Genomic DNA, 13,290 nt, shown 5'->3' on the forward strand with positions numbered 1-13,290 from the left:
AAGAGGAATAAAATATGAAATATAAAGAATTAATTAATAAAATGACTTTAGAAGAAAAGGCATCTTTAATGTCTGGAAAAGACTTTTGGCAGACTCAAGATATAGAACGTCTTGAGATAAAAAATATTTTTCTTGCAGATGGGCCACATGGTATTAGAAAGCAAGTGGCAGCAGCAGATCATTTAGGTCTTAATCCTAGTGAGCCAGCAACTTGCTTTCCAACAGCGGCTACAGTATCAAACAGTTGGAATGAAGAGCTTGCAGAAAAAATTGGTGAGTATCTAGGGAAAGAAGCAGTTGCACAAAAGGTTAATGTCTTATTAGGACCCGGAATAAATATGAAGAGGAATCCTTTATGTGGCAGAAATTTTGAATATTTTAGTGAAGATCCATACTTAGCTGGTAAATTAGCAGCAGGATATATAAGAGGAATTCAATCTCATGGAGTTTCTGCATGTGTTAAGCATTTTGCTGTAAATAATCAAGAAGAAAGAAGAATGGTTATTGATACAATAGTTGATGAAAGAACTCTTAGAGAAATTTATTTAACAGCATTTGAAATTGCAATTAAAGAAGGAAAAACTAAGACTGTAATGTCTTCTTATAATAAATTAAATGGAACTTATACAAATGAAAATATACATTTAATGAAAGAAATTCTTCGTGATGAATGGGGATTTAATGGATGTGTAGTTACTGACTGGGGTGGTTGTAATGACCGTGTAGAAGGTTTAATTGCTGGTAATGAATTAGAAATGCCAACTACAGATGGTGAAACAAATCAAGATATTATTAAAGCAATAAGAAGTGGAAAAATAAAAGAAGAAGTATTAGATGAATGTGTTGATAGGTTACTTGAACTTATATTTGAAACCACAGAAGCTTTGGAAAGTTCTCAAGTTAAAATTGATAATAAAAAACATCATGAAATGGCACAAAAAGTAGCTGAAGAATCCATAGTACTTCTTAAGAATGAAGATAATATTTTACCAATCAAAAAGCAAAAAAAAGTTGCAGTTATAGGTGATTTTGCAAAGAAACCAAGATATCAAGGTGCAGGTTCTTCTGTTGTTAATCCAACTATTTTAGATAATACTATAGATTGTATTAAGAACTTTGGAATTTCATATGTTGGATATGAACCAGGTTTTGATAGATATGGCAAAAGAGATAAGAAAAAGATAGATGATGCTTGTAAACTTGCTAAAGAAGCTGATGTAGTTCTTTTACATATTGGTTTAGATGAAGTTACTGAAGCTGAGGGGTTGGATAGGCAAAATATGAAAATTCCTCAAAATCAAATAGACTTATTAAATGAATTATATGAAGTAAATAAAAATATTGTAGTTATTTTATCTTGTGGATCAGCAGTGGAAATGCCATGGATAAATAAAGTAAAGGGATTACTCCATTCATATTTAAGTGGACAAGCTGGAGCAAAGGCTATACTAAGAGTATTAACAGGTGAAGTAAACCCATCAGGTAAGCTTGCAGAAACATATCCTTTAAAATATGATGATACCTCCAGTTTTAAAAACTTTCCAGGAAAAGAAGTTAGTGTGGAATATAGAGAAGGAATATATATTGGATATAGATACTATGACACAATAGGTAAGGAAGTTCTTTTCCCATTTGGATTTGGATTAAGCTATACAAATTTTGAGTATTCAGATATAAAGGTAAATAATGATAAAGTATCATTTAAGATGAAAAATGTTGGGAAAGCTTCAGGAAAGGAAGTTGCTCAATTATATGTAGGATGTAAATCTAAAGAAATATTTAGACCTAAGAAAGAATTAAAGGGCTTTGCTAAAATTTCTTTAAATCCTGGAGAAGAAAAAGAAGTAACGATACCTTTCGACGATAAAACATTCCGTTACTTTAATGTGAAAACTAATAAATGGGAAGTTGAATCAGCAGAATATGAAATAATGATAGGGGCTTCAAGTCAAGATATAAGGCTTACTGATACTATCTCTATACAAGGGACGAATGTAGAACTTCCATATAATAAAAGTGAGCTTCAATCTTATTATTCAGGAAATGTATATGATGTAAATTTAAATGAATTTGAAAAGCTTCTTGGAAATAAAGTACCTAATTCAAAATGGGATAGAACAAGGGATATTAGCTATAATGATACTATTGCACAATGCCAGTATGGAAAAGGCTTATTTGCTAGATTTGCTTATAAGATGATAGCTTTCGCACATTGTTTTTTAACAAAGATAGGTAAGAGAGATACTGCTAATATGATTATGATGTCAGTATATCATATGCCATTTAGAGGAGTTTCAAGAATGACTGGAGGTATAGTTAATATGCCCATGTTAGATGGAATGTTAATGATAGTTAATGGGCATTTCTTTAAAGGGCTAGCTCACTTATTAAAAGAAAGACGAAAATTAGTAAAATCTAAAAAGATAAAAATGAGTTCGGACATAGAAATAGTGGAGGAGGCATAGAATTGAATAAAGAAGCGGTAAAAACAAATAAAATAGTCTCAATGTGGACAAGTTTTAGTGAAAAGCATCCAGGAACAGCACAATTTCTAGTATTCTTTATACTTAGTAATGGTATAACTGTATTACAGATGATATTAATGCCTGTACTAAAAGGTATGTTTGAACATACATCATTAGTAAATACAAGTTTTCAAATACTACAGGTTGGGAATAATTTTGATGGAAGTGCATATTATGTTTTTAATTATGCAGCAGGTTCTCTTGCTTCAGGTGGAGGAGGCGGTCTTGCTTACTTCCTTGCAGTACAAATATCAATGGCTATTGCACAAGTAATTAATTTTTTTGCACAAAGAAATGTAACATTTAAATCAAATGGTAGTGTTGGGAAAGCAGCATTTTGGTATGTAATTGCGTATTTAATAATAACAGTTGGAGCAGCTGCACTTCAAGGGCTTTACAAGGCACCAATATACAATTTATTAATGAATACATGGGGAATGGGAGCAACAGGTGAAACAATAGCAGATTTTGTTACAATGATAATTAATAGTGCTATTTCATTCTGGGTATTTTTCCCAATATTTAAAATAATTTTTAAGAGTAAATAATAAGCGTACGGACCTATAATGAAAATAGAATATAAAAAAATTAGAAAGTTAGGACAATAATCCCAAAACTTTGTTAAAATAATGCTATAATTGATTGAATAGTTAAAATTACTTAAGGGATAAGTACCTTCTAATTAGAAGTTTTATCCCTTTAATTTAATATGTAAGAAAGGGTAGTGTAATTATGAAATTATTATCAGTAACAATTCCTTGTTATAATTCGCAGGAGTATATGAAGTATTGTATTGAGTCACTTTTACCAGGAGGAGACGACGTGGAAATACTGATAGTAAATGATGGCTCATCAGATAATACAGGAAAAATTGCAGATGAATATGCTAAAATGTATCCAAACATAGTAAGAGCTATACATCAAGAAAATGGTGGACATGGTGAAGCAGTAAATACAGGAATAAGAAATGCCACTGGATTATATTTTAAAGTAGTTGATAGTGATGATTGGGTAGATACAAGAGCATACTTGAAAATATTAGATGCTATAAAAACTTTTGATAAAGAGAAAACATATGTAGATATGTTGATTAGTAATTTTGTATATGAAAAGGAAAATTCCAAGTTTAAAAAGGTTATGAAGTATGATAATGTGCTTCCAGAAGGAAGAATTTTTTCGTGGGATGATATTGGAACTTTTCGTAAAGGACAATATATTTTAATGCATTCAGTTATATATAGAACAGGAGTCCTAAGAGAATGTGGACTATCACTTCCAAAGCATACTTTTTATGTTGATAATTTATTTGTATATTTACCTCTTGAGTATGTTAAAAAGATATTTTATATAAATGTTGAATTTTATAGATATCTTATAGGAAGAGAAGATCAATCTGTAAATGAAAAAGTAATGATAAAGAGAATAGATCAACAGATTAAAGTAAATAAGCTAATGATTGAAAATGTTGATATAGAAAGCATAGAAAATAAAAAGCTTTATAAATATATGCTTAATTATCTTGAAATTATAACTACTGTATCAGGTATATTATTAATACGTTCAGGAACGTCAGAAAATCTAAAAAAGAAGAAAGAATTATGGAAATATATTAAAGATAAAGATATAAGGTTATACCGTACTCTTAGATATAGATTAATGGGACAACTTATTAATTTGCCAGGACTAGTAGGGCATAAGATATGTATAGGAATCTATAAAATATCTCAGTTAGTTGTAGGGTTTAACTAATATATATGAAGATTAACTATGAAGGATAAATATAAGGAGCTTGCCAATGATGAAGAAAATGTGATTTTCTGAGGAAGATTAGGAGAGTATAAATATTACAATATGGATAAGGTTATTGAAGTAGCTTTAGAGATGGTAAAAGAAATATTTTTAGATATTTAAATATTCAATAAGAAATTGATGATAAAATAATAAAAGAGGATTCTAATAACAAAATAGAATTCTCTTTTATTTTTTATAATAAAATTTATGAACTTTTTACTAGTTAACTATATCTAATAGATGAGAATATATGAGGGGGTAAATAAATGTTTGGGTTAAATAAATTAGATTCGGTGGCCAAGGCTAAGAGAGGAAGTGGAAAAGCCTTTACTAAATTAATAGATGAAAATCTTAAGAGTATATATAGAGTTGCAAAAGGAATTTTAAATAGTGAAGATGATATAGAAGATGCAATACAAAATACTATACTGAAAGCGTATTCGAATATTAAAAACTTAAAAAATGATGAATTATTTAAAACTTGGCTTATAAAAATTCTTATAAATGAATGTAATAAAATTTATAACTTTAATAAAAAATGTATAAGTTTAGATAAGGTTATTGAAGAGCAGTATAACGATAAATATGAAAATTTAGACTTGAAAATTGCTGTTGATTCCTTACCAGAGGAGTTAAGGTTAGTTATCGCATTATTTTATTTTGAAGATTTAAAGATAAGTGATATTTCAGAGATTGTGGGAATACCAGAAGGTACTGTTAAATCAAGATTATCTAGAGCAAAAGATAAGATTGCTGAAAGTATGAATGGAAAGGAGATAATGTAATGATGAATTTAGATAAGGGATTAAAAAATCTTTATAATGAGGATGATATTAAAATACCAAATTCTTTAAGAGAAAAGGTTGATAAAATATATGAAGATATAGAGTCAAAGAGTAAAAAGAAAGTTAGAAACAATGTATTTAAAGCTGCTGGATTATTCATTACATTATTAATAGGAATTAACTTTGTTAAACCTTCTTTGGCTGAAGAGCTACCAATAGTTGGTTCAGTACTTAAAGTATTAAATAACAAATGGGGATTAGGAATTAAATATACGGAAAATGGATTAGTAGTTAAAGAAGAATTTCATACAGAAAATCATATTGTTAATATAGAAGCTGTAGATTTTGAGGGAGAACAATTATTAATAGTATATAAAATTGAAAGTAAAATTAAGCTTAATGATCCAACTTTATATGGTTTTAATATAGATATAAGTGGAGAAGATTTTAATGTTGAAGGAGGAACAGGATTAGACACAGGTGGTGTAGATGAAGATGGTATATACTATGGATATTCATTGAGGCAATTGAATTTTGATAAAGGTGTAAATAATAAGGAAGAATTAACAGTAAATATATCTCCAAGGTCAATAATAAGTTTTATAGGTGATGAAGATGTTACAGAGGAAATTAATGATTCTCGAGAAATAAAGCTGACAATAAAAAATAAAAATTATAGATAAGATTTCTTGGATATTTTTTTGAAATATATATACAAATTATGAAATTAAAAGTATAATATGATTAGTAAAAAATATTTTAGTAATAAAATATTTTTAATTAATAAAAAGAGGGTGTTAAAATGAATTATTTGGATTTATATTTACAAAGGAATAATTTAAAAAGATATGATGTTTATAAGAAAACTGGAATAAGTCAGCAATTATTATCGAATCATACTAATAAAAAAATAGAAAAGTATTCGAATAAGGTGATAATGGCTTTAGCAGAAATATTAGAAAAAACTCCAGGAACTGTATTAGATGAATTATTAGATCTTGAAAGGGAAAATCCAGCTTTTGAAGCATATAATCCAACTGAATTATTAACAGCTTTAGAGTATAAGTATGATAGAATTACAATTAAAGGAGCATATTGTAAAGAAGTATATAAATTAATGAAAAGCCAATTATCAGAAACAGAAAGTATGGGTTTTGAACTAGGTAGTGCAGGTGCAGCTACAGTACTTGCTTATGCTATAAATGCGGCAAGGGATCTTTTTAGTAATTCAGATAAGGTTACTAAAGATATTGAAAGAAAAATAATATCTTATAAATTAGAAGATGCTTCAGAAGAAAAGGTAATTATAAGATTAAAACAACTAGATTATTAAAGAAGAATTAAAGAGAAAAATGAGAGGGGTATTATATGTACAATATTTTAAAAAGCATTGCTGGAATAGGTGAATTTACAATGTTTATTACACCTTTAACATTTACTATTGGATTGATTAACTCAATAAAAAAATCAGATAAGGAAGCAAAACCGTATAAATTTATGGCAGTAATAAGTGCATATTTAATCTTTGTGCCACTGATATTTAATTAAAATTAAATAGTAATAAATAAAAATGCTCCCTTCTAGATAAACAAGTTTTATTATTTCACTTGTCTACTTATAAAAGGGAGCATATTAAATTTAAATCATTCATTCAGATACAGCCCTAATATTATTAAACACTATATTTTTTATTTAAAAAGATTATAAATTGTATATATCTCTTCTTTATCTAGAGTTTCTTTATCTAATAATTCATTGGCTATTTTATCTAAGATTTTTCTGTTTTCAATTAGGATAGTTATTGTTTCTTTATATAAGGAATTAATTAATTCTCTACATTCTTCAACAACAGGATTTCCATAACTATTTGAAAGCTGGCCTAAACTTGATAGTTTTAATAGGCCAAGGGTATTTCCCATACCATATTCTGAAATCATAGACAGAGCTATTTCTGTTGTTTTACTTAAATCTCCTTCAGCCCCTGTTGAAATCTTATCTTTACCAAAAATTAATTCCTCAGCTGCTCTACCTCCTAAAAGAACCATAATTCTATTCTTTAGATAATCTAATCTTTGGTATGAACTATCTTTAGGTATAGTTAGTGTATAACCTCCAGCGCCTTTAGTAGTTGGAATAATTGTGATTTTTGAAACTGTATCTTCAGGTGTCTTTATTAATGAAAGAAGAGCATGTCCAGCTTCGTGATATGATGTTAATAGTCTATCTTCTTCTAGATAATGACTTCTTTCTTTTTTTTCATATCCTGCAAGAACAATTGAAAAAGCTTTATTTATGTGTCCTTCATTTAATGATAATGAATTTTCTTTAGCAGCTATTATAGCAGCTTCATTAATTAAACTTTCTAATTTAGCACCTGAAAAATAGGCAGTTTTTCTAGCTATATCTTTTATATTTATTTCATTATGAGGTTTATTTTTTAAATGAAGGGATATTATCTTTTCTCTTGCTGCTAGGTCAGGAAGAGAAACTTCAATATGCCTATCAAATCTACCTGGTCTTAATAGTGCAGAATCTAAAGTATCTAATCTATTAGTTGCAGCAATAACAACTATACCTTCTTTTTCTCCGAAGCCTGACATTTCAGTTAAAAGAGCATTTAATGTTTGATCTCTTTCATCATTTCCACTAGATGCATTAGAACCGCCTCTTTTCTTTCCTATGGCATCTATTTCGTCTATAAAAATAACAGCTTTTCCATGAGCCTTCGCTTTCTTAAATAAATTTCTAATCCTAGCGGCTCCAACCCCTACATATACTTGTACAAAGTCTGATCCACTTAATGCATAAAATGGAACCTTAGCTTCGCCTGCAACTGCTTTGGCAAGCAAAGTCTTACCAGTACCTGGAGAACCATAAAGAATTACTCCCTTTGGCATTCTAGCACCATACTCTTTATATTTATCAGGGTTTTTAAGAAAATCAACAACATCCATAAGGCTTTCTTTAGCTTCTTCATTACCAGCAACAGAATTGAAGTTTAATGCATTTTCGTCTACAGAAAAGTCCTTAACATCTAAATTAGAAATTTTTGAACTACCAAGACTTTTCTTATTTAGTGATATAAAAACAATTGAAGTTATAGATGTTAAAAGTATTATTGAAGCTATAGTTTTAGAGGGACTACTTACTTTTTCATCTAAAATTTCTATATTATTTTTTAATAAATCTTCCTTTAAAGTAGGACTATTAGGGTTACTAGTAGAATATTTACTTCCATCCTTTAAAAATACAGTTAAATTTGCATCATTATTAAATATGACCTTAGAAATATTATTATCAGTTATATCTTGTAAAAATAATGAATATTGTTTATTGTAGTTAGCCTTTTGCCCAAAATTTAAATATACTAAAACTAATGTTGAAATAATAGCAGTTGCTATTGGAATCCAAATTATATTTTTCTTTAGTTTGTTCATCATTACCTCCTAAATAGAAGATTAATTATCATAAATATTTTAACATTTATAAATATTTAGTCTAATTAAATACATATATTTTTCCAATGTAAGTGTTGGTATATATGTAAAATTCAAAAGATATCTTTTAAAAGATATCTAAATAGAGTATACTTTAAGATAAATAGTTGACTGATTAGACTAATAGATTTATTGAGTAATATATAAGGAGAGATAATAAAAGTGCTTAATTCAACTGTATTATCATCAAAAGATATTACTGAAATAATTAACTTAAAAGGAAAAGAAAAAGGGATAGAAGTAACCCATATAGAAATAAATAAAGGAATAGTTTTTTCAGGAAAGATTTTTACTAAAATGAATAGCAATTTTAGTGGCATTGTTTATATTAAGAGGGTTTGTGATAATAAAATAATGCTAGAAACTAGAGATCTAAATATATCTAAGTTTGGAATATTAAAAGGAGCTAGTGTAGTAATATTAAAGACTTTAGTTAAAATTTTAGGCGATGATTATATTAGAATAAAAGGAAATGATATAATTATTAATTTAGAAAAGTATAGTTCAGATATTAAAGATGTTTATATAAAGGACAAGTTACTTTATATAATTGGAACAGATTTGGAAATTTATCTAAATGCATAATTAACTTATTAATAGGAGGTAAGTATGAATATTTCGGGTGTTAAAGTTTCTTTAACTGGAGAAGATTTGTTAAGTATATTAAATGATTTTGTGAAAATTGATGGATTAGCCTTAGAAAGAGTTGAAATTGATGAGGAAATAAAGCTATATGGAAGTTTTTCTAAAGGTTTTACTATAAACTTTATTGCTGGAGTAAAGCTTAGTAGAGTAGAAAATGGAATAATACATGGCGAGGTTTCTTCTTTTAAGATAGCTAAAATAAAAATATTTTCTATACTTAGAAAGGCTGCATTAAAGTTTGCTTTAAAGTCATTAGAAGAAAAAGGAATAACATATAAAGAAGGAAAAGTAGTAATAAATATAAAATCTTTATTAAAAGATGTTCCATATGTGGATTTAAATATATCAGATTTACATTTAAGAAAGGGACTTTTAAATGTAGATTTATCTAATATTAATGTTTCACTACAAGGGACATTAATTAAAGAGGTACCTGAAGAAGAAGAGGAAAAAGAAGAAGAGGAAGAAAAAATAGATGAAAATATAGAAAAAGTTAAAGATTATTATAGCCTTGGTAGAGGTTATGTAGAAGAAAAATTACCATCAAAGGTAAAAACTTATAGTGACTATCTGTTTATAATTCCTGATATGGCTGCATTATTATATAGATTACTAAAGGATAAGAGAGTTTCATTAAAGACAAAATTAATAATTTCAGGAGCCATTGCATATATTGCTTTTCCAACGGATATAATACCAGATAATATTCCTTTTATAGGAAAAATAGATGAAATAGCAGTAGCATTTTTTGCACTAGAAAGAATAATAGATGATGTATCAATTAATATAATATTGGAAAACTGGGAAGGTAAGAATGATATAGTTTTAGTTATTAAAAATATAATTGAATATGTAGTAAACTTTACAGGTGCTAAAAATGTAGAGAAGGTTTATAACTTTGTTGAAGAAATTATATCATTATAAAATTAAATGAAGGAGTAGTAAGCATGGCTAAAAAGGTTTATGCAATTAAAGAAGGATTTAATTTTGATACTAATGAAAAAGTAGAGAATTTAATAGTAGATACTTGGGCAGAGTGTCAAAAGTATATAAAAGGTGTTAAGGGTGCTAAGTATAAAAGCTTTGAAGATATAAATGAGGCTAAAAAGTTTTTATCAGATGGTGATGGCATGCTAAAGAAGGGCAAAGATAGTTATCCTATGGATTGCTTACATATCTATGTTGATGGAAGCTACAATATAACTACAGAAAAATATGCTTATGCCTTAGTAGCTGTGAAAAATAATATAGTAGAATATATTGAAAATGGTAAAAGTGAAGATAACTCTAATAAAAGTATAAGACAAATTGCTGGAGAATTAGAGGCGACGGTTAAAGGTGTTGAATACGCATTAAGAGAAAATGAGAAAAAGGTTGTAATCTTCCATGATTATGCTGGAATTGCACATCATGCAACGGGATTTTGGGAAAGAAAAGAACAATCATCTATTGATTATTATAATAAGATGAGAAGTTTTATGGATAAAGGAATAGAAGTTATCTTTGTTAAAGTTGATAGTCATACTGGAGATTTATATAACGAAATAGCAGATGAAAAGTGTAAAGAGGCTTTATCTATTGCTTCTAATAATGAAGTTTATAAGTATCTTGGAAATAATAAAATTTATGTTACTAATGACTTAGTTAAAAATCAATTAAAGTCCCTTGCTATGGGAAGAGAAAATAACATTATTAGTATTAAAAAGGATGAAGATTACACTAATATAAATATTTCTAAAGAAGAAGTAGCTATAGATAATGAGATTAATGAAAGCAAAGAAATCTTTGAAAGATTGAAGAATGTATTAAATAAACTTCCTTTAGAAAAGCAAAAAGATGTAGTAAATTATGCTGAATACTTATATAAGAAGGAAAAATAAAAGATTGCGTTGCAATCTTTTTTACTTTATCAAGTATTTTGCATCGAAAAATGAAAAATAAGAAATATTTTATGAAAATTATAAATAATGTATATCAAAAATAGATAAAGATAGTTTAAAGAATAGTAAATGATATGAAAAAATTATTATTTCATGTTAATTATGCATAGAATAATATGGTTAAAGGAGAAAAAACATGAAGAAAATAACTCAACTTGGAAAGCTATATGAAACGAGGATATTCTTAGGAATTATAATATTTGTAATTATTTTATTTATTGCTTTGATATTATGTAATAATCTAAAAAGTTTATATTCTGGTAAGTCAGATTCCAATAGTAATAGTCAGAATTCATTTTTAGAGGAAGAAAGCTTATCTGTGACATTTCTAGATGCAGGAAAGGCTGATGCAATAGTACTACATACAAATAATAGTACTGTTTTAATTGATACAGGGCTTAAGAGTGGGGGGAAGGAACTAGTACAATTAATAAAGAGTCAAGGAATTGATACTATAGATTATTTGATTCTGACGCATTTTGATAAAGATCATGTTGGAGGTGCAGCAAGGGTTATAAAAAAACTTAAAGTAAATAATATTATTACTTCGGATTATTTTAAGGATAGTGATGAGGTAGATGATTATCTAGAAGCATGTGATGAGGCAGGGATTACGGCTCAGATTCTAGAAAATGAGATTAGTTTTACTTTGGATAATGTAACATACAAAGTATATCCTCATATTGCTTCAACTTATTCCGAAAAGGAAAGTAATAATAGTTCATTAATTATATCGGTAGAACATGGGGAAAATAGAATGTTATTTACTGGAGATGCAAATAATCTTAGAATTGAAGAATTTATTACGAAACAGGAGAGTAACTTTAAATATCAATTACTAAAAGTACCTTATCATGGACGTTATATGGAATGCCTTCCGGAATTCGTAAATCTAATACAACCTGAATATGCAGTTATCACTTCATCAGAAGAAGAGAAGGAGGATAAAGAGACAGTTGAATTATTAAAAGGAATAGGTACAAATGTCTTGCTTACAAGAGAGGGAACTATTGTAGTTATAAGTGATGGAAAGAGACTGACTATAGAACAATAAGTATATAAAAATCAAATAGGTAAAAATTTTAATATATTGAGAACTAGTTATAAAAAATGTTTTTTAGAAAATTGAACAGCAAGAAATTTACAAAATATATTATAATTGACTTTCGTTTATATTATTATGTGAGGTAGCTGTTTAATAAAATACTTGATAAATAGGGATTTATAGAAGAGTATTAATATCATTTGTAAAATATTTATATAGAGAGGTATAGGGATATGGAAATTAAGAATAATTATTCTGGAATTGGAAGTATTTTAGGATTCTTAATGGGCGGAGGAATCGGAGAACTTTTATTTGATAGTTCAGGATTAGGAATGGTTTTAGGGTTTCTATTAGGTTTAGTGCTTGGAGCAAACATTAAAAAAACCAATTAGAATTTGTCGGTGAGATTTTATGAAAGAAGATTTAAAAAATAAGGAATTATTTATAAATTATAAAAAGTGCTGTAAAGCTTGATATTTCAAGTTTTATAGCACTTTCTTCTATACTCTTATAATACCATAAAATAGAAGAAAATTCAAGTCTAGTACTAATATGGAAATAGCAGTAAACTGTATTAGAGGTGATAGTAATGAGTGAAAATTTTTCTTTAACTATCCAAAATATGAAGAAAAAACAATTAGCAATGGAAATAAAAAAATGCAATGAGATGACAATGAAATATGGAGTTACATTGTCAGACACCCAAATTGAAAGTTTAATTAATAAAAGGTTTGAAAGTTTGAAGAATACTGGAAGAGTAGAATTCGGAGATGGAATTTTAAAAGAGCTAATAGAAGCATTTTGTGATTCTCCATACATCATTCAAGAAACCTATGAAGAAACATTAGAAGAACTACAGGAAATTTTTTATTTTTTTAAGGGAGAAGCTATGGAGCAAATAGCAGATGATGAGTTAATAGAATTTATGAAGATATGCTTCAATGGAGAATGTCAGGGATCGATAGAATATTTAAGTGGAACAAATCTTGAGGAGTTATGTCGTAATACTAGATATGGATTAAATGGAGAAAGATAAAATAACTTATGGATATAAAAGGAGAT

The 13,290-nt window shown here is 27.7% G+C and carries 14 protein-coding genes and 1 pseudogene; 14 read left to right on the forward strand and 1 reads right to left on the reverse strand.

Annotated elements, in window-relative coordinates:
• The first annotated feature begins 14 nt into the window (after positions 1 to 14).
• From ACQPVP_RS02765 to ACQPVP_RS02800, 8 genes and pseudogenes are all read left to right on the forward strand, one after another.
• Positions 15 to 2,465, forward strand: coding sequence for a glycoside hydrolase family 3 C-terminal domain-containing protein (locus tag ACQPVP_RS02765; RefSeq protein ID WP_430847016.1), 2,451 nt, complete (start codon positions 15 to 17; stop codon positions 2,463 to 2,465).
• A 2-nt stretch (positions 2,466 to 2,467) separates the two neighbouring features.
• Positions 2,468 to 3,073: a hypothetical protein gene (locus ACQPVP_RS02770; RefSeq protein WP_430847018.1), complete on the forward strand. Its 606-nt coding sequence runs from the start codon at positions 2,468 to 2,470 to the stop codon at positions 3,071 to 3,073.
• A gap of 184 nt (positions 3,074 to 3,257) precedes the next feature.
• Entirely contained in the window at positions 3,258 to 4,274 is a 1,017-nt protein-coding gene (locus ACQPVP_RS02775; RefSeq protein ID WP_430847020.1) for a glycosyltransferase family 2 protein, read from the forward strand.
• Positions 4,275 to 4,301: 27 nt separating this feature from the next.
• Positions 4,302 to 4,436 (forward strand): annotated as a pseudogene (locus ACQPVP_RS02780) (UDP-galactopyranose mutase); the annotation flags it as partial.
• 146 nt (positions 4,437 to 4,582) lie between these two features.
• On the forward strand, positions 4,583 to 5,101 hold the full coding sequence (locus ACQPVP_RS02785; protein WP_430847022.1) for an RNA polymerase sigma factor: 519 nt from the start codon (positions 4,583 to 4,585) through the stop codon (positions 5,099 to 5,101).
• Positions 5,101 to 5,784 (forward strand): DUF4179 domain-containing protein, encoded by a 684-nt coding sequence (locus ACQPVP_RS02790; protein ID WP_430847024.1) that lies wholly within the window; start codon positions 5,101 to 5,103, stop codon positions 5,782 to 5,784. The genes ACQPVP_RS02785 and ACQPVP_RS02790 overlap by 1 nt, the downstream gene beginning before the upstream one ends.
• Before the next feature lie 119 nt (positions 5,785 to 5,903).
• Positions 5,904 to 6,434: a helix-turn-helix domain-containing protein gene (locus ACQPVP_RS02795; RefSeq protein WP_430847025.1), complete on the forward strand. Its 531-nt coding sequence runs from the start codon at positions 5,904 to 5,906 to the stop codon at positions 6,432 to 6,434.
• A gap of 35 nt (positions 6,435 to 6,469) precedes the next feature.
• On the forward strand, positions 6,470 to 6,649 hold the full coding sequence (locus tag ACQPVP_RS02800; protein WP_430847027.1) for a hypothetical protein: 180 nt from the start codon (positions 6,470 to 6,472) through the stop codon (positions 6,647 to 6,649).
• A 140-nt stretch (positions 6,650 to 6,789) separates the two neighbouring features.
• Here the strand turns inward: ACQPVP_RS02800 and ACQPVP_RS02805 are convergent, their stop codons facing one another.
• Positions 6,790 to 8,538 carry an ATP-dependent metallopeptidase FtsH/Yme1/Tma family protein gene (locus ACQPVP_RS02805; RefSeq protein WP_430847029.1) on the reverse strand — a complete coding sequence of 583 codons (1,749 nt, stop codon included), beginning with the start codon at positions 8,536 to 8,538 and terminating at the stop codon, positions 6,790 to 6,792.
• Positions 8,539 to 8,760: 222 nt separating this feature from the next.
• Between ACQPVP_RS02805 and ACQPVP_RS02810 the strand changes: the two genes are divergently transcribed.
• The 6 genes from ACQPVP_RS02810 (at position 8,761) to ACQPVP_RS02835 (ending at position 13,264) form a co-directional block, all read left to right on the forward strand.
• Positions 8,761 to 9,183 carry a hypothetical protein gene (locus tag ACQPVP_RS02810; RefSeq protein ID WP_430839588.1) on the forward strand — a complete coding sequence of 141 codons (423 nt, stop codon included), beginning with the start codon at positions 8,761 to 8,763 and terminating at the stop codon, positions 9,181 to 9,183.
• Between the two features lie 24 nt (positions 9,184 to 9,207).
• Positions 9,208 to 10,167, forward strand: a complete 960-nt coding sequence (locus ACQPVP_RS02815; RefSeq protein ID WP_430847031.1) for a YkvA family protein — start codon at positions 9,208 to 9,210, stop codon at positions 10,165 to 10,167.
• A gap of 23 nt (positions 10,168 to 10,190) precedes the next feature.
• Complete coding sequence (locus ACQPVP_RS02820) at positions 10,191 to 11,123, forward strand: viroplasmin family protein (RefSeq protein ID WP_430847033.1); 933 nt, start codon at positions 10,191 to 10,193, stop codon at positions 11,121 to 11,123.
• A 196-nt stretch (positions 11,124 to 11,319) separates the two neighbouring features.
• Complete coding sequence (locus tag ACQPVP_RS02825) at positions 11,320 to 12,237, forward strand: ComEC/Rec2 family competence protein (RefSeq protein ID WP_430847035.1); 918 nt, start codon at positions 11,320 to 11,322, stop codon at positions 12,235 to 12,237.
• Between the two features lie 224 nt (positions 12,238 to 12,461).
• Complete coding sequence (locus ACQPVP_RS02830; protein ID WP_430847037.1) at positions 12,462 to 12,620, forward strand: hypothetical protein; 159 nt, start codon at positions 12,462 to 12,464, stop codon at positions 12,618 to 12,620.
• Positions 12,621 to 12,817: 197 nt separating this feature from the next.
• A complete protein-coding gene (locus ACQPVP_RS02835) occupies positions 12,818 to 13,264 on the forward strand; it encodes a DUF6323 family protein (RefSeq protein ID WP_430847039.1) in 447 nt (148 codons plus the stop codon).
• The last annotated feature ends 26 nt before the right edge of the window (positions 13,265 to 13,290 follow it).

Source organism: Clostridium nigeriense, assembly GCF_050585265.1.
Classification (GTDB): Bacteria; Bacillota; Clostridia; order Clostridiales; family Clostridiaceae; genus Clostridium; species Clostridium nigeriense_B.

Bases quoted from the DNA above. Each gene is read 5' to 3' on its own strand.
- ACQPVP_RS02765 (WP_430847016.1), top strand. From the start codon at position 15: ATGAAATATAAAGAATTAATTAATAAAATGACTTTAGAAGAAAAGGCA.
- ACQPVP_RS02775 (WP_430847020.1), top strand. From the start codon at position 3,258: ATGAAATTATTATCAGTAACAATTCCTTGTTATAATTCGCAGGAGTAT.
- ACQPVP_RS02785 (WP_430847022.1), top strand. From the start codon at position 4,583: ATGTTTGGGTTAAATAAATTAGATTCGGTGGCCAAGGCTAAGAGAGGA.
- ACQPVP_RS02790 (WP_430847024.1), top strand. From the start codon at position 5,101: ATGATGAATTTAGATAAGGGATTAAAAAATCTTTATAATGAGGATGAT.
- ACQPVP_RS02795 (WP_430847025.1), top strand. From the start codon at position 5,904: ATGAATTATTTGGATTTATATTTACAAAGGAATAATTTAAAAAGATAT.
- ACQPVP_RS02800 (WP_430847027.1), top strand. From the start codon at position 6,470: ATGTACAATATTTTAAAAAGCATTGCTGGAATAGGTGAATTTACAATG.
- ACQPVP_RS02805 (WP_430847029.1), bottom strand. From the start codon at position 8,538: ATGAACAAACTAAAGAAAAATATAATTTGGATTCCAATAGCAACTGCT.
- ACQPVP_RS02815 (WP_430847031.1), top strand. From the start codon at position 9,208: ATGAATATTTCGGGTGTTAAAGTTTCTTTAACTGGAGAAGATTTGTTA.
- ACQPVP_RS02820 (WP_430847033.1), top strand. From the start codon at position 10,191: ATGGCTAAAAAGGTTTATGCAATTAAAGAAGGATTTAATTTTGATACT.
- ACQPVP_RS02825 (WP_430847035.1), top strand. From the start codon at position 11,320: ATGAAGAAAATAACTCAACTTGGAAAGCTATATGAAACGAGGATATTC.
- ACQPVP_RS02830 (WP_430847037.1), top strand. From the start codon at position 12,462: ATGGAAATTAAGAATAATTATTCTGGAATTGGAAGTATTTTAGGATTC.
- ACQPVP_RS02835 (WP_430847039.1), top strand. From the start codon at position 12,818: ATGAGTGAAAATTTTTCTTTAACTATCCAAAATATGAAGAAAAAACAA.